Source organism: Bacillus massiliigorillae (assembly GCF_000380245.2).
Taxonomy (GTDB): domain Bacteria; phylum Bacillota; class Bacilli; order Bacillales; family DSM-1321; genus Bacillus_AD; species Bacillus_AD massiliigorillae.
This window is the reverse complement of record NZ_HG428741.1, coordinates 2,904,326-2,925,308: the sequence shown is the minus strand read 5'-3', so window position 1 is coordinate 2,925,308 and position 20,983 is coordinate 2,904,326. Positions and strand designations below refer to the sequence as shown.

Below are 20,983 nucleotides of genomic sequence, written 5' to 3'. Positions count from 1 at the left end.
CATGAAATTAAAGATTATTTCAGAAGAGACACTTCAAGATTTACGTGTTAATTTTACTGCTTATTGTAATCATTATTATACGCAAGATAATAATTGGTTTGAACAGTATTTTCAAGAAGAAGGTAGAGTCATAGAGACTACTATCGATTTTGAGATGCCAGAGCTATGCTATGGGGAAGAGTATGCGAAAAGTGATAAAGAAAATGTAAAACACATATATAGTTCATTAAGACATTTAACCATTGTTCAAGCAACACAAGAACGTTTATGGTCGGGACTTGCGCATCTTCAATTCAGAGATTTTTCATACTATCGATTAAGCAAAGAATTAGTAACAAAAAATGATAAAAGAATAAATACAGCATTGTTCTTTAAAAATGGTGCTAAGCGATCTCTATTTGTTCATATACTAGCTCGTTTATGGTGGGTTGGTTATATGACATATGATGAAGAAAATATGGATAATCCATATTGGCTAACAGATTTTTTCTGTGAAAAAGACTTCTCGGCAAGAAGTACAGTGTTTTTTTCAAGCAATTTTACTTCAAATAAAGACATAACGATTGGTATTCTTAGAGCACTTATTAAACTAAAGGAAAATGGATTAGAGATAAAAAGGGATCACTTTGTCCAAGCAACGAAATATTTAAACGTTATTGGTGGTGCAATGGTGCTCGATATGTTAAGTGTTGATGAAGTAGAAGAAATGGTTACAAAGCATTTGAAGAAGCTGTTCAATTTAGAGGGGATAGAAGGTAATATGACTCTTGTAAAATAAAGAATCTATTACCCTGAAGTGCTTGAAAGGACTAAAAAAATGAACCAACAACTAAAATCCAGCCTTCTGGGCTTCGTAATCGGAGACGCAATGGGGGTTCCTGTAGAATTTGTTAGTAGAGAAGAATTGAGAGAGAATATTGTAACTACTATGCAGGGCTATGGTTCACACGAATTAGAAGCTGGTACATGGTCGGATGATACATCTATGACTTTAGCGACTATGAAATCTATTGTAGATCAGCGGGCTATTGATTATAAAGCTATTATGAATAATTTCGCTTCATGGGCTAATTATGGTGAGTTTACAACTGATGGCAAAGTGTTTGATATGGGAATAACCTGTCGCAATGCCATCCTAAATTTTGAAAGAACAAAGTGTAATCCAATTGATGCTGGATTGAGTGATATCTTTAATAATGGTAATGGTTCATTGATGAGAATGCTGCCTATAGCATTGTATTCGTATTATAAACACTTGAATAGTGAAGAGGTAATTAATGTTGTAAACAATACTTCTTCGTTAACACATGGTCATGAAATTAGTAGACTTGGTTGTTATTTATATGTAAAATATGTAATGTTTTTATTGGATTATCATTCAAAAGAGTGTGCTTATCAAAAACTCATGGAATTAGAATTAAGTAGTTATAGTAAAGAAACTATTAATTGTTATAGCAGAGTATTAGATGGTACATTACAATCATTAACTTTGGATGAAATTGAATCTACAGGATATGTTGTTCATACTCTAGAAGCCAGTTTATGGGTAGTATTACATACTTCTAGCTTTAATCAAGCCATTATTGATGCAGTGAATTTAGGGAATGATACAGATACAATTGGTGCTATTACTGGTTCACTAGCGGGTCTTATTTATGGGTGGGATGAACTAAATACTGAATGGATGCATTCTATAAGAAATAAAGAATATTTATTTTGTTTAATAAATGATTTTATTCAAGCTTTAGGCTATGAATTGTAAGGTTTATTGGTAATGAAAAGTAGTATATTGTAACAATAATGTCTAAAACACTCTTTTACCTTTCCCTTGACAATTCCTCCATTCCGCGCAATAATATTAAAAAAATATCGAACGGTTAATAGAGAATTAGTAAGCAGTCCCTACGGTGAAAGAGAGCGAGATTTATAAGCTGAGAGATCTCGTCATTTGTGAGTTGCTGAACCTATCTCTTGAGTCCTGTGCAAACATAGGCGCGTGTCCTTTGCGTTATAAGGCTTAAGTGGGATGTTTATTTAATGAAATAAATGAACATTCAATCAAGGTGGTACCACGGAAGCAGAGCCCTTTCGTCCTTTAGTATAAGGATGAATGGGCTTTTTTTATTATAAAAAATGGGAGTTTTCGCAAATGGGAAAGAAACGTATTGTTGTGAAGATTGGAAGTAGTTCATTAACGAATGATAAAGGTGAAATTGATCAAAAGAAATTAGATGATCATGTGCATGCCTTGGCGGCTTTACGTCAGGAAGGGCATGAGGTTATTTTGGTATCTTCGGGCGCAGTTGCAGCTGGCTTTGCTCGTTTAGGCTATTCCTCAAGACCGATTACGTTGAAAGGAAAGCAGGCGGCAGCGGCTGTTGGGCAAAGTTTATTGATTCAATCATATATTGAAAAGTTTATGCAGTTTGATATTGCACCAGCGCAAATATTGTTAACACGCATGGATTTTTCAAATCGTGATCGTTATAAAAATGCGTATGAGACATTGATGGAGCTACTTGAACGCAGAATTTTACCAATTATCAATGAAAATGACACAGTGTCGGTTGAGGAATTAACTTTTGGTGATAATGATATGCTTTCTGTTCTAGTGAGTGGCTTGATTCATGCAGACCAGTTAATCATTTTGACGGATATTAATGGGCTTTATGATGCGGATCCTCGTAGTAATCCAGATGCGAAGAAGATGGATTATTTAGAAGAAATAACAGATGAAATGTTAGGATTTGCAGAAGGTGCGGGTTCCAAAGTTGGAACTGGTGGAATGAAGTCTAAGCTAATTGCAGCTAAGACAGCACTTAACGTCGGTGTTCCTGTTTTTATTGGACGTGGAGAAGGCAGCGATAAATTACTAGAAATTCTTGCTGGTAATGGTGATGGCACATATATTCAAAACAATGATCTTACTCAAGTAAAAACAACTCGTCAATGGATTGCGCTTCATTCAGAAATAGCTGGAAGTATTACTGTTGATGAAGGCGCAGAGCAGGCAATTCTTTTTAAAGGAAGTAGTTTATTGCCAGCAGGTGTGTTTGAGGTAAAAGGAGATTTCCAAAAAGGTGATGTTGTCGAGGTTTTTGGAAAAACAAGCTTGTTAGGTCGAGGCGAAGTCGCTTATTCGTCTGAAGAGCTAGTTAAAGTAATGGGGAAGAGAAGTAATGAGAGAGAGAATATTGAAGTTTCTTCAGTTGAAGTAATTCATAGAAATAAATGGGTGAAAATCTAAAGGAGGAATAGTAGGATGAGTGAGGTAAAGAGAAAAGGACAGTTGGCAAAAGAAGCAAGTTATGAGTTAGTAGGAGTAACAACAGAAGAAAAAAATGCGGCTTTACAACTGATAGCTGAACAACTGCGCCAAGATGCAGCAGCAATTATTGCAGAAAATGAGAAAGACTTACAAGCTGGTCGAGATAAAAATTTCACAGATTCATTACTTGATCGTTTAATGCTAGATAGCAATCGTATCAATGCTATGGCAGATGCGATCGGCCAACTTATTGACCTGAAAGATCCAATTGGCGATTCTTTAGAGAAGATTGAAAAAGAAAACGGTTTGCATATTGAAAAAGTTCGTGTACCAATAGGTGTTGTTGGAATGATTTATGAAGCAAGACCGAATGTAACGGTTGATGCAGCAACACTTAGTTTAAAAACAGGTAATGCGGTTATTTTACGTGGAAGTTCTTCAGCTTTCTATTCGAATGTAGCAATCGTAAAATCGATTCATAAAGCATTAGAGAAAAGTGTTATTCCTGTAAATGCTGTTCAATTGATTGAAGATACAAGTCGTGAGACAGCAAAAGAATTATTTCATTTAAATGAATATTTAGATGTGTTAATTCCACGTGGCGGCAAAAATTTAATTGATACGGTTGTTCGTGAATCAAGTGTCCCAGTAATTGAAACAGGTGCAGGTAATTGTCACGTATTCATTGATGAGACAGCTCAATATGCTTTAACTGAACCAATTGTTTTAAATGCGAAAACACAACGTCCTTCAGTATGTAATACAATTGAATCATTATTAATTCATGAATCATGGTTTGTGAAATACGGTAAACAACTACTTGAAGCGCTTCATGAAAATGGTGTTGAAATCCATGGTGACGAGCGTGTTTGCCAAGCATTTGATACAGCAATTTTGGCAACGGAAGAAGATTGGGGCACAGAATACTTATCACTTACTATTAGTGTGAAAATTGTAGGTGGGGTAGAAGAAGCAATCAACCATATTAATAAATATGGTACGAAGCATTCGGAAGCTATTCTTACAGAAGATGCAAAAAACGCAGCTGTTTTCTTAAACAAAGTGGATGCAGCAGCAGTGTATCATAATGCATCAACACGTTTTACAGATGGCTTCGAGTTTGGTTATGGAGCAGAAATCGGTATTAGTACACAAAAGCTTCATGCACGTGGACCAATGGGATTAGAGGCATTAACTTCTAGCAAGTTTGTCATTCGTGGTGAAGGACAAATTCGAGGATAAAATATGGATAGATAGAGCTTCTCTGAATAGGGAGGCTCTTTTTAAAACTGAACGATTGTTATAATTCAAAATATTTCAATAGTAACTTTACTTGGCACTTTTCCGTCTAATTGATAAAGGGGGATTGCTATGAATCAACGTGTGAAGTTACTCATTTTGTTTGTTGGATTGTTATTAGTAGGTTGCTCCTCTGAGAGTTTACCTGGAAAGAAGCCTCCAGACGTTTTTATAGAATGGAATAAGGAAAAATTCGAAACAGTATTAGGTACATATTGTTGGAATTCAGGCAAGAATGACGTTTGTGTGGATACAACTGGTCCAAAGGATTTGTTGGAAGGTAAGAAACGATTAAGAGTAAAAGCGGGTGATAGGCTTAAGCTAGTGATGGATTATGAGCCGAAACCAAATGAAATCAGCCTTACTCAAATGAGTGGAGAGCAGGAAAAGAAAGTTGTTATGACAAATCAATATTTCACAGCGCCAACAGAAAAAGGATTATATTATTATTCGTACAGTGTATGGTGGATGGATGAAAAAGAAAAGAATGTATCCAAAGGGGATGCCCATTATGCTTTTGCTTTAGAAGTATATTAGTTTTGGGAGGGTGTATTTATGAAAAGGATGTCATATGAACGTCCCACAGATTATTATGATGAGCGTCTTTTACCAATTGATGAACAAATTTGTGCACTTTTGCAGCAGCGAAAAGAAGTTTCGAAGAATAATCCTGGATTTCCTGAAGACGAAATCATTTCGGAATGGTCGAAAAAGTATAATTTATATGAGGATTTTTTGAAATCTCTATTTAGTACGATGTTAAGTGATTCAATCTTTAAGCCACAAGTAGAACCTACAGTTTTTAGAAAGCATATACCAATTTTAAAATCAAAAGAATTGGATGAGACTATTTACACAATATCATATGTTAAACAATATTCTAATGCGAGTATTTTAACACTATATGCAGATTGGTATGAAGAGGAAGAGGAGGACCCATACCTGAGAATGCGTAATCGTAGAGAGTCGCATTTTGAGCTGTCTATTAGTGATGAATTTGATTGTCGTTGGGAAGGTGGCGGAGGAGGATCAGGGCACTTCGTTCATAATTATGTTATTTCACCACCACTACCTGATAATCCTAAAGGGCTAAGCTTTGTTTTTGAAGAAGTAGATCAACCGTTTATGGGGGCAGTTACTGGTCAAGAATTAGTGTTTAAAATGGAGTAATTCAAAACAAATATGAATGAAGAACTATACTTCTAAGAATGTGGAAAAGCTGATTCATATTTTGTATGAATCAGCTTTTTGGTGTGCTGTCTAACCTTACACCTGCTATGCTCGGAAATAAGCTCTTTTTTGATTGAAAGTATCCCAAGGAGCTTAAACAATAATCAAAAAAGACCGGTGATGGTTTTTCTTGAAAGATAAGAATGTATATAATTTTGTGCGGTGTCTAGCTCCAGCGCCCAGCGACTAGTAGATTTCGCTCATCTCCCTACGATAAGTCAACACGAAAAAGGCTACCGCCTCTTCGTGTTGACTTTATCTCAGTCGAAGTGCTCCAATCTATACGTCGCAAAACGGACGCTAGCGCTTTTCTTAATTAAAGCTCTTCAAAACTGCTAATACTATTGATTTTCTTCTTGCTCGCACGGTTTACTTTTAGTCGTAGAGTTGTGCCAATTTCGAAGTTTTTGCTACTGTTAAATGCTACTGTTATTGTTTTTCCATTGTCGTTTTGCGCATTCATTTTATAACAATACTGAGTTGTATTTTCTTCGTCTATGCTTTTTCCAGTCTCTTCGATTTGGACATAATAGTATTTTGGACGCCAAAATTTCATTTCGTCCGAAACATTTTTGAAAGCAGTACGTAAATTATTCAGGGTAAGAAAGAGATTTTTCCCTAATAAAGTGTGAATACCACTTTTTAATTCCATTGTTTAACACCTCGAAACAGTCATTGTATGTTTAAATTATACTTGCTTATTTAAAAAAGTCCCATTTATTTAGCTGACAAGTACCTTACAGTTTTGTAAGATAGTCAAATGGTCATTACTTTATTATGGACATATAGATAAGAATGCATACAAAAAGAGGAGAATCAGAAGGAATAACGATAGGAGGAAATATGGAGACTAAAAAGAAAAGTAGGGGTAGTTTAAAGTCTTTCGTTTTATTAATAAAAAAACCAACCCTTCATATGCCAGACTAGGATTTGCACTCGGCTTGAGTATTATTACAACACTTGTCAGCCTGTTAATTCCATTGATGACAAAGGAACTTGTTGATGGGTTTAGTATGTCTTCGTTATCATGGAAACAAATTTGCTTAATTATTGCTGTCTTTATTGTGCAAGCCTTATTGAGTGCTTATGCAACATATGCACTTAGTTATAATGGACAGAAAATTATCGCAGGATTACGTGAATTGCTGTGGAAGAAGCTCATTAAACTGCCTGTATCTTATTCTGATCGTAATGGTTCAGGAGAAATGATTAGCCGAATGACGAATGATACGATGGTTGTAAAAGAATTAATTACGACGCATATTACTGGAGCGGTTACGGGGATTATTTCAGTGATTGGAAGTATCATTATTTTGTTTGTGATGAACTGGAAGCTTACGATGTTAATTTTTATCGTATTACCTTTGGCTGCACTAATCTTAGTACCAATTGGTAGATTGATGCACAGTATTTCAAAGGAAACACAAGCAGAAACAGCGACTTTCACAGGTATACTTAATCAAGTTTTACCAGAAATACGTCTTGTTAAGGCATTTAACGCGGAAGATATAGAATTTAATCGTGGAATGAAGGGCATTTCTAAACTATTCAAGCTCGGTTTAAAAGAAGCGAGAACACAGTCACTAGTAGGGCCTATTGTAACCTTAGTATTAATGGGGGCACTTGTTGCTGTAATTGGTTATGGTGGTATGCAAGTATCAAGTGGTGTCATTTCGGCAGGTTCACTAGTTGCCTTCATTTTATATTTATTCCAAATTATTATGCCGATGGGACAAATTACGGTTTTCTTCACACAACTGCAGAAATCAATTGGTGCGACAGATCGTATAGTGGAAATATTAGCAACTGAAGAAGAAGATTTACAAGCAGGTAAGACACTATCTAATGCTAAGCAATCCATCATATTTAATGATGTTACCTTTGCTTATGAAGAAGGAGAAACGATCCTCTCACACATTGATTTGAAAATTGAAGCAGGGAAGGTAACAGCGATTGTTGGACCAAGTGGTAGTGGTAAAACAACTTTATTTAAACTATTAGAGCGTTACTACTTGCCGAGTGAAGGAAGAATTGAAATTGGTAGTGAACAATTAAATGATTTCTCTTTGCAATCTTGGCGAAATCATATTGGCTACGTATCACAGGAAAGTCCGCTTCTTGCTGGTACTATTCGTGATAATATTTGTTACGGATTAGATCGAGAAGTAACTGCGAATGAATTAAAGAAAGCGGCGCAAATGGCATACGCATTAGATTTCATTGAAGAATTACCAGAGCAGTTCAATACAGAAGTTGGTGAAAGAGGGTTAAAGCTTTCGGGTGGACAACGTCAACGAATTGCCATTGCTAGAGCTTTGCTTCGTGATCCAGAAATATTAATGTTGGATGAGGCAACATCAAGTCTAGATAGTCAATCAGAGCAATCTGTTCAAATGGCGTTAGATCAGCTTATGGTTGATAGAACAACCATTGTCATAGCACATCGTTTATCTACTGTTGTTGACGCAGACCAGCTTGTATTTCTAGAGAAAGGTGTTATTACTGGAATTGGAACACATAGTGAATTAATGAAGTCTCATGCACTATATCGTGAATTTGCACAACAACAATTGAAGATTAATAGTGAATTGGTAGAGAAGGTTTAATAAGAAAAGGGCGTCCGAAAAGTAATTTTAAATTATTTTTCGGACGCCCTTTTTATGCTTTTTTTACTATTCGAAATTGGTTTCATTTATATCTTATTTTTGGTGCTTTTGGTCAAGATATAGCTTCATAAACCACTGAACCATTCAAAGCTTATTTTATACAAACTAATCAATCATTAGTCTGACTTATAGAATGCTCTATTATTATGTTGAAATAATAATTTTCTGCTATTTATATTTATTATTATGATATAATTTTTATATGTTTAAAAAAATGTGAAACCAATTAAACCATTAATCGCATTATAAAGGGGTTTTTAGTATGTTTCTTAACACGATTTGGTTATTCTTTTCACTTATACCTTTTCCATTTATCACAAGTTATTGGAATATGAGTCAAGACTATTTACCAGATACTTTTATTTTATTTTGGCTACCAATTGTTATTTCTACTTTTGTAGCAGTTATTTCAATTAGAATAAATGTTTTCTATGTCACTTTATTAAATTTAGCGATAACGATTTTGTCCTTTATTAGTATTTTAATACACTCTGAAATAAATCCTTTTTATTATGAAGTTCTTGGTCTACATATTTCTTTTCTTTTCACTATAATCATTTATGTTTTATATCCTTTTTTTGTACGTGCTTTAATAAGACTTTGGGGAGTAAGGATTCAGAGGTAATAAAAAAAGTCTGCTATTTGCAGACTTTTTTTTATTTAGCTAGCTTGTGCCATACGTTTTGCAGAAGCTGCTTTTCTTCCATGAAGGAAATAATATAAAAATAAACAAGCGAAGACAACAATACCAATCATGACGTACATGGAACGGAAGCCTGTAATTGGGACTAAAAATCCAAGTAAAAAAGGACCAACGCCAATACCTAAATCGGTAAAAATAAAGAAAGTACTTGTAGCAAGACCGATACGGTGTGGTGGTGATACTTTTACAGATATTGCTTGTGAGATGGATTGAACTGTACCATACCCAAGTCCAATTAATGCACCTGCTGCGAGTAAAATGGTGCCATGATGTGCTTGACTAATCATCAACATTCCGATTCCGAATAAGAATAGCGAAGGATACATAACTGTGTTTGCACCTTTCAAGTCAAACCAACGGCCGGTAAATGGTCTTGAAGCAAGGATGAACACCGCATAAACGATGAAGAAGAAACTTGCAGCTTCTACCAAATGAATCTCTTTTGCATAAAATGTTAGGAAAGATAGCACACTCGCATAACAAAAACCTGTTATTGCACTAATCACTGAAATAGGTACAGCCTTTGGTTCCAATAAGTTTGAGAACTTAAATCCTTTCATTTCTTGAATCTGTTCTTTTGTTAAAGTAGATTTCGGTACTTTTAAAAAGAAAGAAACTACAAAACTAAAGATTGCAAAGATAGCAGTTGTAATAAAAATCGTACTAAAGCTTGTATGTTGACTTAAGAATAAACCTAGAAAAGGTCCAATTGCTGTCGCGAGTGTCACACTCATACTATAATAACCTGTTCCTTCACCACGGCGAGAATCTGGAATTAGATTAGCTACTATTGTTCCTGTAGCTGTTGAGGCAAGACCAAATGCGACTCCGTGTAAAAAACGGTTAATCAATAGAAATACGATACCATTCACTGCAAAATAAAGTAGAGCAGTTATTACGCTCAAAATTAGTCCAATATACAATAGTTTTTTTCGTCCGATTTTTTCAATGGAAGGCCCTGCATACAGACGAGCAATTAATACACCAATGATGAAAATACTTGAAGCAAGCCCAGCGGTGCTTTGGGATGCTCCAAATTCATCTACTGCAAATACTGAAATGGTTACCATTAATAAATAAAAAGATAAAAAAAGAAAAAAGTTAGCCGAGGCTACAATTAGAAAATCCTTTGTCCATAAACGATCTTTCCCCACTGATTCGTCACCCTACTTTATTAAATTATTTCGAATTTCTCCCATAATTCGAATTACATCTTGCTGTTCATTATCTGAAACCCCTTGTAATAATGCCGCATCAAAGGCATCAAGTTTAACACGTATAGCCGAGTACACTTCCTCTCCCAAAGGTGTTAGTACTAGCCTTTTTTCCCGTTTATCTTTTCCTGGTATATGCTCGATATAGTTGCGCTGTTCTAATGCTTTTACTGTCCTCGTAATTGTTGGCTTCTCCACATGAAAGAGCTTCGAAATTTCTACTGGTGTCAAAGATCCATAATTTTTGATGAAAAACATAATCGACCATTGCGAGCTAAAAAGCTCGTATTCTTCTAATTGTTTATTCAACTCACTAATAAAAGGTCGATATAACAACATAAATTCATGGAAGAACTTTTGATAAGAATGCATCTAATCCTCCTTTCTTCAATATTAGTTATCTAGGGTAACTATATTCCTTTTTAGAAGAAAATGCAAGGGTAGTTACCTAGGGTAACTAAAAAAAATATGAATGGATTATTATGAAAGCTTTTGGGTTAAATATGTAAGTGAAAATGCTTTCATAAGAGAATGAATATTTGTTAAAATATTTTGACTAATACTTTTATAGAGGTGTGCTAACATGAATGAAATTATTGAGAAAATTTTAGATCACAGATCCATTCGTTCGTTTGAAGACAAATTATTGTCAAAAGAACAAATCGAAACAATCGTAGCATGTGCGCAGTCAGCTGCCACATCGAGTTACATTCAAGCTTACACAATTATTGGTGTAACTGACCAAGAGAAGAAAGCAAAGCTAGCAGAATTAGCTGGCAATCAATCATATGTAGAGAATAACGGTCATTTATTCGTCTTTTGTGCAGACTTACATCGCCACGAAATAGCAGCGCAAATGGAGAATCAAGACATAACAGAATCAATCGAAAGCACTGAGAAATTCATGGTTGCCTGCATTGATGCAGCCTTAGCTGCACAAAACGCAGCATTAGCAGCTGAATCAATGGACCTAGGCATTTGCTATATCGGAGGCATTCGCAATAATTTAGCAGCTGTGAATGAACTATTAAATATCCCAACAAAGGTAATTCCACTATTTGGACTTGTTGTCGGATATCCAAAGAATCGTTCAGAAAAGAAACCACGTTTGCCATTTGTAAATGTGTATCATGAAAACGAATATTTACGTGATGAAGAAGTATTCAAGAGCCAATTAGGAGAATACAATGAAACCATTTCGGCTTACTATGAACATCGTACAAATGGTAAACGTAATGATACGTGGACAAGCCAGATGATGGATATGCTAGGTAAGAAGAGTCGCTTGTATATGAAGGATTTTGTTGAAGGACAAGGGTTGAAGAGGAAGTAGGATATAAATATTAAAAAAGACATTTTCTGTAATATGTAATTTAGAAAATGTCTTTTTTATCATATAAATTAAATATGACTGTGTTGATATAATTTTAAAAAATGAAATTATACTTTATACTCTAATTATAATTTATAAAATACATACTTTTGTAGGAGATCTAAATGCATACTAGAGAAGGCTTTTATGAAGAATTATTACTGAAAAATAAAGATTATCCCGAAAATCAATTGGTACAAAAGATTACACCAAAGGAATATGTTGAAGTACTAATATTAGATACAGCCAAGAAATTAGATGAAAAATATTCAGAGTTGGCTGTCTCGGAAAATTATGATGAAATTATCGAACTTACACAACGAGTGAACCAACTTTTATCAGGAAAGAGTGATTCATTTAAACTACCATTATCTATGATTACGTACAGTACAGAAAATGAAATCCCAGCGATGGAAGATTTATATTTAACTAGGTTAGGTTTATTACATAATGAAAAGAATTCGGTGAAGAATTTCTTTAAAACACTTAAATATGAAATGAGAACAGCGGATGCTGTTGATTTTATGGTGAGTTTCACGAGAATGTCAGGTTTACAGTTAATTATTCGAGCGTTAAAGGAATTAGAAGAAAGAGGGGTTCCAGTTCGAATTATTACTTCCACTTACATGGGGATAACGGAAGCAAAGGCACTTAGAAAATTATTAGAATTTAAGAATGTAGATGTAAGGGTAATTGATACGCAAAAAGAATCTTTCCATACGAAGGCATATAGTTTTCATCGTGTGTCTGATTTGAATACAGTCATCATTGGTTCATCTAATCTATCACATTCAGCGTTAATTAATGGTCATGAATTAAATGTGAAAATCCCAGATACTTCTTATTTACCAATTTATGAGGAGACGAAAAGAATATTTGAGAATACATGGAATAGTGAGCAAGCCTATTCTTTAACATCTGATTTCATTGAGAAATATGAATTGACGCAAGAAAGGAAAAGAGAATCTAATCCTGAGTTAATGTTGATTAAGGATAAGAATGATGAATATGATGTTGAAGTTAAGCCAAATTTTATGCAACGTAAAGCATTGGAGAATCTACAGTATACTAGGGATTTAGGAAATAATAAAGGTGTTGTCATTGCAGCAACTGGTACAGGGAAAACGTATTTAGCTGCATTTGATGTAAAAGCATTTAATCCAAAGAAACTGCTGTTTTTAGCTCATCGTGAAGAGTTACTTGATAATGCAGTTAATACTTTTAAAAAGGTTATTAAGAAAGATGAATTATTTGGGAAAATTACGGGGAGTGTCAAAGAGTATGAAAAGCCATTTGTTTTTAGTACAGTTCAAACACTTCATAAAGAACATTCGTTAACTAAATTTTCTCAAGATGAATTTGACTATATTATTATTGATGAATTTCATCACGCAGAAGCATCGACATATCTTAAGATTATTGAATACTTTAATCCGAAATTTTTATTAGGAATTACAGCAACGCCTGAAAGAATGGATGGCAGAGATGTCTTGGCTTTATGTGATCATAATATTGTGTATGAAATACGCTTAAGGGATGCTTTGGAAGCGAAGTTACTTGTACCTTTTCATTATTTTGGAGTAACAGATGAGACAATTGATTATAATCTTATTCCAATTAAAAATGGTTTATTGGATGAAGATGCCTTAGTAAAAGCTTTGAATACGAATGAAAGAACAGATTATATTATTGAAATGATTAACAGGTATGGTTTTCATGGAGATAAAATGATTGCATTAGGTTTTTGTGCAAATATTAAACATGCTCAATATATGACTGATGAATTTAATAAAAGAGGTATTAAAGCCGCTTGTTTAACCGGAAACGATAGTGTGTCTTATCGAGAAGAAATAGTTTCAAGATTAGAAGATACTCATAATCCATTAGAAATAATTTTCACTGTGAATATTTTTAATGAGGGTATTGATATACCAAAAGTAAATCTTATTTTATTTTTAAGGCCAACGGAATCGTCAACTATTTTTATTCAACAATTAGGGAGAGGACTTCGTAAAGTTGAAGGAAAAGAGTTTGTTACAATTTTAGATTTTATCGGTAATTATCAAAAATCGTTTATCGTCCCATTAGCTTTATCAGGTCAAATTAATCATAAAGCATTTGATAAAGATTCTTTGCGAGTTGCTATTACTCATGAATTTGCAGATTTACCAGGCGGTTCTTATGTTGACTTAGATCCAGTTTCACAAAAGCAAATATTAGATAAAATTGATTCCATTAAAATGGACGCAACTGAAATGCTTAAAGCATTATATCAACAATTTAAAAATGAACTAGGTCGATCACCTGAAATTATGGATTTTTTATATAGTGAAGAATCGCCTAGTTTAACATTTTTTATTCATAAATATAAATCATGGGCAAATACGAAAGATGCTATGAATGATTCAAATGAATTTGAACAAAGTATTTTAAGTAATCAATTAAAAAAGGAAGTAGTCGAAAGGTTAGAACAGCAAATTCCTTTAAAATGGCCTTATGAAATGATTATTCTAGAATTAGCTATTAAGAAGGATTGTGTCAGCCTAGATGATGTGATTAAGCGGTTAGAAGAACGGTTTGCAACTAAGATTTCACGCTCGCATCACGAGAGTTTTATTAATCGATCGTTCGAAAGCCTATCAAACTTAGAAAGAAATCAAAAGTGGATGTTTGGTTATGTAGATAGGGAATTATTTATATTGAATAACGAAATAAAAGAACTACTTCGTGAAGAAGAGTATCGAAAATATATTCTTGAAAGAATAGAATATGGAATTATTGATTATAGAAGGACATTCAAGGTTAAATTGCTTTCTCTAAACGAAAATCTAACCCTATATCAAAACTATACAAGAAACGATATTCAATTTTTATCTGGTTCAACGGCAAAAAAAGGTACGTGGAGAGAAGGAGTAAGTAGGGTTGGAAATCATTATTTTCTATTTGTAAATTTAAACAAGTCGGAAGACGTTTCAGAGCACTTACTTTACAAAGATTATTTTATTGATCAATCTCACTTTCATTGGCAAAGTCAAAATAAAACTTCTCATGCTTCTACAGTAGGGCAAGATTATATTAATCATAAAGAAAAAGGTATTAAAATACATTTGTTTGCAAGAAAGTTTAATAAGATGCACGGGATTACATTACCATTCACATATTTTGGTGAATTAGACTATGTTTCTAGTCATGGAGATAAACCAATGAGTATTAAATGGAAATTACAACATCCCGTGCCAGAAGATTTATTTATTGATTTAATTCGTTAACAAAGTTTCAATCGTAGGAATATCTGCAGGTGCCCATTCAAGCGCTTTTAGTTCTTGGATCGGCACCCATTTTAATTCTGCATGTTCTTTTGCAATTGGGCTGCCATTAATTATTTTAGCACGATATGTAAGTAAGTTTACTATTACAGCTGGATATTCGTGCACAATATCTTCTACTAAATCGAAAACCTCTATAGTACAACCAAGTTCTTCATCAATTTCTCGAATAAGAGATTGTTCAGGACTTTCTCCTTGTTCAATTTTACCGCCAGGAAATTCCCATAAATTAGGTAGAGTCATATTAGGTGAGCGAAGTGCACAAAGTATTTCATTTTGTTCATTTTCAATAACTGCTCCTACTACCTTGACTTGTTTCTTCATGTTTAAACCATTCCTTTATATTGTTAATATACTAACAAATTATATCAGTTTATAAAAAAAGTTGGGTTATTTTCCTTCGTTTTAGTAATCAAACTCTTTCATTTACTATTTATAAAACAACTCCAACCATTAAAAATTCCCAGAATAAATTATGATTTTACAAGTTGTAAATTATTTGGCAGAATAGCGATAGATGCTTTTAGGAAGGATCGTGTGCCATTGATAGATTCACTTCGTAGAAATCATGTTTCGCTTTTTCTGATTGTTTTATTTTTATTTTATGGCATTTTAGTTAAGTGGTATGATGGTGTTTTGGTTTCTTTAATTATCGGGACTTTCCTCATTCATTCACTTATTTTTGTATTTATAAAGACTGGCTTGAAATCATTACTGCTTTTAGTTGGTAGTGTTTTTTTATTTGGCTGTCTTGGAGTAGCTCATTTCATGATTAATCCGGAGTTATTTACCGCAACTACGCTCTTTTTTATTATTGTGTATTCAATATGCTTATTTATTATTTGGTATTTATTATACGTTCAGAAAGTGAACGACCAAGTAAAGGAAGAGTTACAAAACAAGGTAGAGTCTCTAGAGAAGTATAGTCATGATGAACATATATATCGAATGAAGGAATTTAATGATCGAGCTCGTTTAATTGTAAGTAGTTGTATTAGACGTAAGGAAGATGGTTATTTTGTGATTATTACGGACCAAACACAAAGTAATCGTAAAGCAAAAGAGGCATTTCATTATACAATTGGTGAAGTATTAGTACGTAGTACAAGAATTCATTTTGATATTGTTGGCGAGAAAGACGATCAAAGTTATGTAGTACTATTACAAAATATTTCTAAGAATCATGTTGATGTGGTAATTGAACGTTTTTATAAAGAATTAGAGAAAGTTGTTTCTTTAAAAGATGTTACGCTTTCAATTGATTTGCAAGATATATACAAGTATAGGCCTGAAGTGGAGGAGCTGAAATGAAACTCTTTTTCTTCATAACCAATGCAGTCTTTTGGAGTATTCTTCTTTATTACATGGTACTCACATTTGCTGGATTGTATCATCGCTTTAAGAGTAAAAAACGTTCTCAATATATACATTACCCTTCTTTGGATATTTTCATTCCTTCGCACAATGAAGGAATCGTTATGAAAAAAACGCTTGAAGCAATGGCAAAGTTAGAGTATCCAGGTAATATGCAAATTTATATTTTGAATGATCAATCGACAGATGAAACAGGTGAGATAGCGCAAGAATTCGCAAGCTTATATCATCATATTCATCATGTCGTTGTTCCGGATAACGATGAACCTAAAGGGAAATCTAGAGTGTTGAACTATGGTTTATCCATTTCAGATGGTGAATACTTTATTGTGTATGATGCAGATAATCAACCGAATAAGGATGCGGCTGTTCGATTAATGGAGACAACATTGCAAACGAAGAAGGCGGCTGGAGCAGTAGGAGTTGTAAGAACAATGAATGCTGAGCATAGCTTGCTTACTCGGTTTATTGCGATTGAGTTTCAAATTTTTCAATTGTTAATGCAGTCTGGACGATACGCACTTCATAAAATTGGTTCGCTTCCAGGTACGAATATGTTACTGAAGCGTTCTATATTAGAAGAGATGGGCGGATATGATCCATACGCATTAGCTGAGGATGCGGAGTTGACGATTCGACTTGCTTCGAAAGGATATATTATTGCGGGTGATCCACATTCACAAACATGGGAACAAGAACCACAATCGTTGAAAGCATTAATTCGCCAAAGAACACGATGGTTGCAAGGAAATTTATATATAATGCTTAAATTCTTTAAAGAGCCATCGTGGTGGAAAGTGAAATGTTTTGTTCATTTGACTTATTATTTAACGGTATATGTGATTTTTACTTTCTTATTATTAGCCTCTAATGCAGCTTTTGTAATAGGATTATTGTTTGGATTTTCATTTGAAACGAATATTCCATATATGCTGCTTTGGTATTTGGCATACTTTATATATACAATGCAGTTGATTATTGCTATTACGTATGATCGTATGTTAACGGGGAAGAATGTTGTAGCAGCAGCTATTATGTATTTTTCTTATGCACAACTCTTTATCTTCCTGTTATTCCGAAGTATTATCATGATTATGAAAGATCGTAGAAAAGGAACTGTATCATGGGATAAAACGGATCGTGTTTCTGTATAAAGGTAAGCTGTTCCATTCGTTGGAGCAGCTTTTTTGTATTGGTATAATAAAATTAATAATAATTTATATTAATATTAGCAAAATATTACAATGTCTTATATAATATAATAAAACCAAGTAAGTTAATAAGAATAATGTATCATTAATGTGAAGAAAGGATTGAATAAGATGGGAATCAAAGCAAATTGTATGTTTGAAGAACCTACGTTTTATGATATAGCTGAATTACGTAGACATCGTCAGGAACGATTGGCTGGCGCCTTTCGAATTTTGAATCATTTCGGATTTAATGATTGTGTAGGAGGTCATATAACAGTTCGTGATCCAGAGAGGCGAGATCATTTTTGGGTTAATCCAATAGGGATTTCTTTTGGAGAAATGAGAGTAAGTGACCTTCAGTTAGTGAATGGACAAGGGGATATATTAAAAGGGAATCTACCTGTAAATCAAGAGGCATTGGAGGTTCATTTGCAAATCCATCAAGCTCGTCCAGATGTGGTTTCCGCTATTCACGTTCATTCTTTACATGGTAAAGAGTGGTCTGAATTAGGTAAGTATGTTTCACCTTTAACAAAAGATTGTTGTGCATTTTATCAAGATCATGGATTATGTAATCTATTAGCTGGAACGAATAAGGATTGTGATGTGGTGGCAACTGCATTAAAGCAATATAAAGCGGTTATTTTACGAAATCAAGGTTTTATGACAGTCGGTTATAGTGTAGATGAGGCAGTCTCATGGTTTATTGCGATGGACCGCGCTTGTAAAGCACAATTATTAGCCGAAGCAGAGGGAAATGAAAATATCATGAATGAAAGAAAAGCGGTTAATATGCATTCGCAATTTGGTACTGCCCATGAAGGATGGTTAAACTTTCAACCGCTATGGTACAAGCTTATTGAAGAAGAGCCAGATGTTCTCCATTAAAATAAATAAAAAGGCACGAACAATTAGAATATAAGTGCCTTTCTTAGAAGATTAAGAATGTATATAAATTTGTGCTGTGTCTAGCTCCAGCGCCCAGCGACTAGTAGATTTCGCCCATCTCCCTACGATAAGTCAACACGAAAAAGGCTACCGCCTCTTCGTGTTTCCTTTATCTCAGCCGAAGTGCTCCAATCTATACGTCGCAAAACGGGTGCTTGCGCTTTTCTTATAAAGTTAGGCTTGTCTCAAGTGCAAGCTCAATCATGTCAGTAAGAGCCTTTTCACGCTCTTCTGATGTAATTGTTTCGTTCGTTAAATCATGATCTGTTACTGTTAGGATAGAAAGTGCTTTAACATTGAATTTAGCAGCTACTGTATATAAAGCTGCAGTTTCCATGTCGCTAGTTAGAACCTGATAAGATGCTAGTTTTTCTCTTGCTTCATCATCACCATCATAGAATTGATCATCTGTGACAACTAAGCCAGCTTTTACAGGTTTATTCATTTTTATACCGGTGTCGAAAGCGTTACGTAATAACTCAAAATTGGCAATTGGTGCATATGAATAATTACCGAAAAGATGTTTATTCATATTTGAATTTGTACATGCTCCCATTGCTAAGATTAAATCCATTTGTTTTACGTCAGGATGTTTAGTGCCACTTGAACCAATTCGAATTAAGTTTTTTGCATCGTAGTCTTGAATTAATTCTGTTGTATAGATAGACATAGATGGCATTCCCATTCCTGTACCCTGAACAGAAATACGTTTTCCTTTATATAATCCTGTATAGCCAAGTACGCCACGAATATTGTTATAGCATATGACATCTTCTAAATAAGTATCTGCAATATATTTTGCTCTCTTTGGATCGCCTGGTAGTAGAACTGTTTCAGCGATATAGCCTTTTTTAGCTTCTATATGAAAACTCATTTTGAATCAAACTCCTCCATTAAAAATATTAAGCGTTTTCTAGTCCTTCAATAGAAGGAGTATCTTGTTTATTTGTATTTAAATCTTGCTTCCACTCACGTAGACCATCGATGCATATAAATAGATTAATTAAGTTTAATATGAACATTACGTATAGACCTGTTGTTGCACAAACAACTAGAAGAATAGCATTCATACCAATCCAGATATACCAGTTCTCAAGAATTTTCTTGCTTAATAAATATTGACCGACAAGACCCATTACAGCAACTAGAGCATCTAAATAAGGGCTTGTTGCATTCGTATATTTAAGTTGTAGGAATGACCAAATAGCAGTAGCTACAATGATAATTGCTGACCAAGTAATGATTCCTTGTGTAGATAATCTTGTTGTTGGAGCAACATCTTCTTCACCTTTGTTCTTAACCCAGTAGTACCAGCCGAAAATATTAAATAATAATTGTACGAATGATAAGACGACCATTGCGTAAAGACCAGTTTGAAAGTAAATGTACATAAAGCTAGCTACTGTAATGGCACCGAATAAGAAGTTAATGACTTTTTGACGGGCAAGCAGCCAAACGTTTAACACACCCATAACTGATGCGAAGATTTCGATATAAGAGGATTTCATGAAGAAACCTGCAACTATACATACAATCGTTGCAATAACGACGAATAAAGGATTTTTAATCATAATTTTCTCTCCTAAGTTAATAATGTTGTGTCTGAAAAGTTGAAAGGGTTTTCATTTTCTGTTAAAAATGATTTATTGTGTTTTCATTCTTTTTGTAATCGTTTCGTATCTAGAACAATAATGATTTGATTTTTAAAATCGATTATTTGCTTTTCTTTCAAAGTTGATAAAACTCTATTAATACTTCTTTGTGTAACGGCAAGTCTTTCGCTAAGCTGATGCTTATCAATCGTGATAGCAATCCCGTTAGCCTGTTTCTTGCCAGTAGGAATTTTCTCTAATAAATGCTTGCATATTAAATCGTGTAAGGAATATAGCTTATAATCTTCATCCTTTTTAGTGATGATATAAGATAATTCAATAGATTTACGAATAAAGTGCTGATTAAAGTTTTGATCGAGCTGTAACCATGATAGAAAAGCATCACGTTGTAATGTAATAATCGTGATATCCGTTTGTGCTTCTACGCTACTCATATAGGGAACTTGGTTAAATATTTCAATTTCGCCAATCATGTCTCCTGTATAATAAGTAGATTGAACATATTTCTTTCCGTTTTCTGCTACTGCATAAATGTTTGCTACGCCGTCTACAATGAGACTGAAATGATTGTAAACTTCTCCTTGGGTATAGAATGTTGAACCGCTTTCAAATTGTTCTACTGTCCATTGTTTTAGAATTTCATAAGGACAATGTTTTAAAAGATTGTATAAGGTTTTATTTTCTTCCATGTAAGTAATTACTTGTTGTATACTCATGAGCTTATCCTTAGTATAAATTTTTTTATAGGCATAAATACAGGACATGTGTCAGTGGATT

General features: G+C 34.0%; 19 protein-coding genes. 12 read left to right on the top strand and 7 right to left on the bottom strand.

Annotated elements, in window-relative coordinates; genetic code table 11:
* Position 1: 1 nt before the first annotated feature.
* The 6 genes from TX86_RS27255 (at position 2) to TX86_RS13550 (ending at position 5,737) form a co-directional block, all read left to right on the top strand.
* Positions 2-778, top strand: coding sequence for a DUF6339 family protein (locus tag TX86_RS27255; RefSeq protein ID WP_230203618.1), 777 nt, complete (start codon positions 2-4; stop codon positions 776-778).
* 39 nt (positions 779-817) lie between these two features.
* A complete protein-coding gene (locus tag TX86_RS13570; protein ID WP_042349323.1) occupies positions 818-1,762 on the top strand; it encodes an ADP-ribosylglycohydrolase family protein in 945 nt (314 codons plus the stop codon).
* Positions 1,763-2,149: 387 nt separating this feature from the next.
* Complete coding sequence (gene proB, locus TX86_RS13565) at positions 2,150-3,247, top strand: glutamate 5-kinase (RefSeq protein WP_042349322.1); 1,098 nt, start codon at positions 2,150-2,152, stop codon at positions 3,245-3,247.
* 15 nt (positions 3,248-3,262) lie between these two features.
* The gene (locus TX86_RS13560) at positions 3,263-4,510 is read left to right on the top strand and encodes a glutamate-5-semialdehyde dehydrogenase (protein ID WP_042349321.1); all 1,248 of its coding nucleotides are present in this window, start codon (positions 3,263-3,265) and stop codon (positions 4,508-4,510) included.
* A 129-nt stretch (positions 4,511-4,639) separates the two neighbouring features.
* Positions 4,640-5,104 carry a hypothetical protein gene (locus TX86_RS13555; RefSeq protein ID WP_042349320.1) on the top strand — a complete coding sequence of 155 codons (465 nt, stop codon included), beginning with the start codon at positions 4,640-4,642 and terminating at the stop codon, positions 5,102-5,104.
* 18 nt (positions 5,105-5,122) lie between these two features.
* Positions 5,123-5,737 carry a chorismate mutase family protein gene (locus tag TX86_RS13550; RefSeq protein ID WP_042349319.1) on the top strand — a complete coding sequence of 205 codons (615 nt, stop codon included), beginning with the start codon at positions 5,123-5,125 and terminating at the stop codon, positions 5,735-5,737.
* 376 nt (positions 5,738-6,113) lie between these two features.
* Here TX86_RS13550 and TX86_RS13545 read toward each other — a convergent pair whose 3' ends face one another.
* Positions 6,114-6,449 (bottom strand): DUF1093 domain-containing protein, encoded by a 336-nt coding sequence (locus TX86_RS13545; RefSeq protein WP_042349318.1) that lies wholly within the window; start codon positions 6,447-6,449, stop codon positions 6,114-6,116.
* Between the two features lie 289 nt (positions 6,450-6,738).
* On the opposite strand from TX86_RS13545, the gene TX86_RS13540 reads away from it, so the two are divergent.
* The gene (locus TX86_RS13540; protein WP_272867249.1) at positions 6,739-8,403 is read left to right on the top strand and encodes an ABC transporter ATP-binding protein; all 1,665 of its coding nucleotides are present in this window, start codon (positions 6,739-6,741) and stop codon (positions 8,401-8,403) included.
* 720 nt (positions 8,404-9,123) lie between these two features.
* On the opposite strand, the gene TX86_RS13530 is transcribed toward TX86_RS13540, so the two are convergent.
* Both TX86_RS13530 and TX86_RS13525 read right to left on the bottom strand, forming a co-directional pair.
* Positions 9,124-10,320 carry an MFS transporter gene (locus TX86_RS13530; protein ID WP_042349315.1) on the bottom strand — a complete coding sequence of 399 codons (1,197 nt, stop codon included), beginning with the start codon at positions 10,318-10,320 and terminating at the stop codon, positions 9,124-9,126.
* Positions 10,321-10,332: 12 nt separating this feature from the next.
* A complete protein-coding gene (locus TX86_RS13525) occupies positions 10,333-10,752 on the bottom strand; it encodes a MarR family winged helix-turn-helix transcriptional regulator (RefSeq protein ID WP_042349314.1) in 420 nt (139 codons plus the stop codon).
* A 211-nt stretch (positions 10,753-10,963) separates the two neighbouring features.
* On the opposite strand from TX86_RS13525, the gene nfsA reads away from it, so the two are divergent.
* Together nfsA and TX86_RS13515 are read left to right on the top strand one after the other, a co-directional pair.
* Positions 10,964-11,713 carry an oxygen-insensitive NADPH nitroreductase gene (gene nfsA / locus TX86_RS13520; RefSeq protein ID WP_042349313.1) on the top strand — a complete coding sequence of 250 codons (750 nt, stop codon included), beginning with the start codon at positions 10,964-10,966 and terminating at the stop codon, positions 11,711-11,713.
* A gap of 164 nt (positions 11,714-11,877) precedes the next feature.
* Positions 11,878-15,021, top strand: coding sequence for a DUF3427 domain-containing protein (locus tag TX86_RS13515; RefSeq protein ID WP_042349312.1), 3,144 nt, complete (start codon positions 11,878-11,880; stop codon positions 15,019-15,021).
* On the opposite strand, the gene mutT is transcribed toward TX86_RS13515, so the two are convergent.
* On the bottom strand, positions 15,010-15,402 hold the full coding sequence (gene mutT, locus TX86_RS13510; protein ID WP_042349311.1) for an 8-oxo-dGTP diphosphatase MutT: 393 nt from the start codon (positions 15,400-15,402) through the stop codon (positions 15,010-15,012). The two genes, TX86_RS13515 and mutT, sit on opposite strands and share 12 nt — an antisense overlap.
* Positions 15,403-15,615: 213 nt before the next feature.
* On the opposite strand from mutT, the gene TX86_RS13505 reads away from it, so the two are divergent.
* From TX86_RS13505 to TX86_RS13495, 3 genes are all read left to right on the top strand, one after another.
* The gene (locus tag TX86_RS13505) at positions 15,616-16,389 is read left to right on the top strand and encodes a hypothetical protein (RefSeq protein ID WP_042349309.1); all 774 of its coding nucleotides are present in this window, start codon (positions 15,616-15,618) and stop codon (positions 16,387-16,389) included.
* Entirely contained in the window at positions 16,386-17,606 is a 1,221-nt protein-coding gene (locus tag TX86_RS13500; RefSeq protein ID WP_042349308.1) for a glycosyltransferase family 2 protein, read from the top strand. The genes TX86_RS13505 and TX86_RS13500 overlap by 4 nt, the downstream gene beginning before the upstream one ends.
* A 168-nt stretch (positions 17,607-17,774) precedes the next feature.
* Positions 17,775-18,533 carry a class II aldolase/adducin family protein gene (locus tag TX86_RS13495; protein WP_042349307.1) on the top strand — a complete coding sequence of 253 codons (759 nt, stop codon included), beginning with the start codon at positions 17,775-17,777 and terminating at the stop codon, positions 18,531-18,533.
* A gap of 226 nt (positions 18,534-18,759) precedes the next feature.
* On the opposite strand, the gene deoD is transcribed toward TX86_RS13495, so the two are convergent.
* The 3 genes from deoD to TX86_RS13480 all read right to left on the bottom strand — a co-directional run bounded on the left by deoD (position 18,760) and on the right by TX86_RS13480 (position 20,922).
* A complete protein-coding gene (gene deoD, locus TX86_RS13490) occupies positions 18,760-19,467 on the bottom strand; it encodes a purine-nucleoside phosphorylase (protein WP_042349306.1) in 708 nt (235 codons plus the stop codon).
* Between the two features lie 28 nt (positions 19,468-19,495).
* Positions 19,496-20,164 (bottom strand): nicotinamide riboside transporter PnuC, encoded by a 669-nt coding sequence (gene pnuC, locus TX86_RS13485; protein ID WP_042349305.1) that lies wholly within the window; start codon positions 20,162-20,164, stop codon positions 19,496-19,498.
* A gap of 83 nt (positions 20,165-20,247) precedes the next feature.
* A complete protein-coding gene (locus tag TX86_RS13480; protein ID WP_042349304.1) occupies positions 20,248-20,922 on the bottom strand; it encodes a Crp/Fnr family transcriptional regulator in 675 nt (224 codons plus the stop codon).
* Between the last annotated feature and the right edge of the window lie 61 nt (positions 20,923-20,983).

Coding starts and splice junctions, on each gene's coding strand:
- TX86_RS27255 (WP_230203618.1), top strand. CDS start 2: ATGAAATTAAAGATTATTTCAGAAGAGACACTTCAAGATTTACGTGTT.
- TX86_RS13570 (WP_042349323.1), top strand. CDS start 818: ATGAACCAACAACTAAAATCCAGCCTTCTGGGCTTCGTAATCGGAGAC.
- proB (WP_042349322.1), top strand. CDS start 2,150: ATGGGAAAGAAACGTATTGTTGTGAAGATTGGAAGTAGTTCATTAACG.
- TX86_RS13560 (WP_042349321.1), top strand. CDS start 3,263: ATGAGTGAGGTAAAGAGAAAAGGACAGTTGGCAAAAGAAGCAAGTTAT.
- TX86_RS13555 (WP_042349320.1), top strand. CDS start 4,640: ATGAATCAACGTGTGAAGTTACTCATTTTGTTTGTTGGATTGTTATTA.
- TX86_RS13550 (WP_042349319.1), top strand. CDS start 5,123: ATGAAAAGGATGTCATATGAACGTCCCACAGATTATTATGATGAGCGT.
- TX86_RS13545 (WP_042349318.1), bottom strand. CDS start 6,449: ATGGAATTAAAAAGTGGTATTCACACTTTATTAGGGAAAAATCTCTTT.
- TX86_RS13525 (WP_042349314.1), bottom strand. CDS start 10,752: ATGCATTCTTATCAAAAGTTCTTCCATGAATTTATGTTGTTATATCGA.
- nfsA (WP_042349313.1), top strand. CDS start 10,964: ATGAATGAAATTATTGAGAAAATTTTAGATCACAGATCCATTCGTTCG.
- TX86_RS13515 (WP_042349312.1), top strand. CDS start 11,878: ATGCATACTAGAGAAGGCTTTTATGAAGAATTATTACTGAAAAATAAA.
- mutT (WP_042349311.1), bottom strand. CDS start 15,402: ATGAAGAAACAAGTCAAGGTAGTAGGAGCAGTTATTGAAAATGAACAA.
- TX86_RS13500 (WP_042349308.1), top strand. CDS start 16,386: ATGAAACTCTTTTTCTTCATAACCAATGCAGTCTTTTGGAGTATTCTT.
- TX86_RS13495 (WP_042349307.1), top strand. CDS start 17,775: ATGGGAATCAAAGCAAATTGTATGTTTGAAGAACCTACGTTTTATGAT.
- deoD (WP_042349306.1), bottom strand. CDS start 19,467: ATGAGTTTTCATATAGAAGCTAAAAAAGGCTATATCGCTGAAACAGTT.
- pnuC (WP_042349305.1), bottom strand. CDS start 20,164: ATGATTAAAAATCCTTTATTCGTCGTTATTGCAACGATTGTATGTATA.
- TX86_RS13480 (WP_042349304.1), bottom strand. CDS start 20,922: ATGAGTATACAACAAGTAATTACTTACATGGAAGAAAATAAAACCTTA.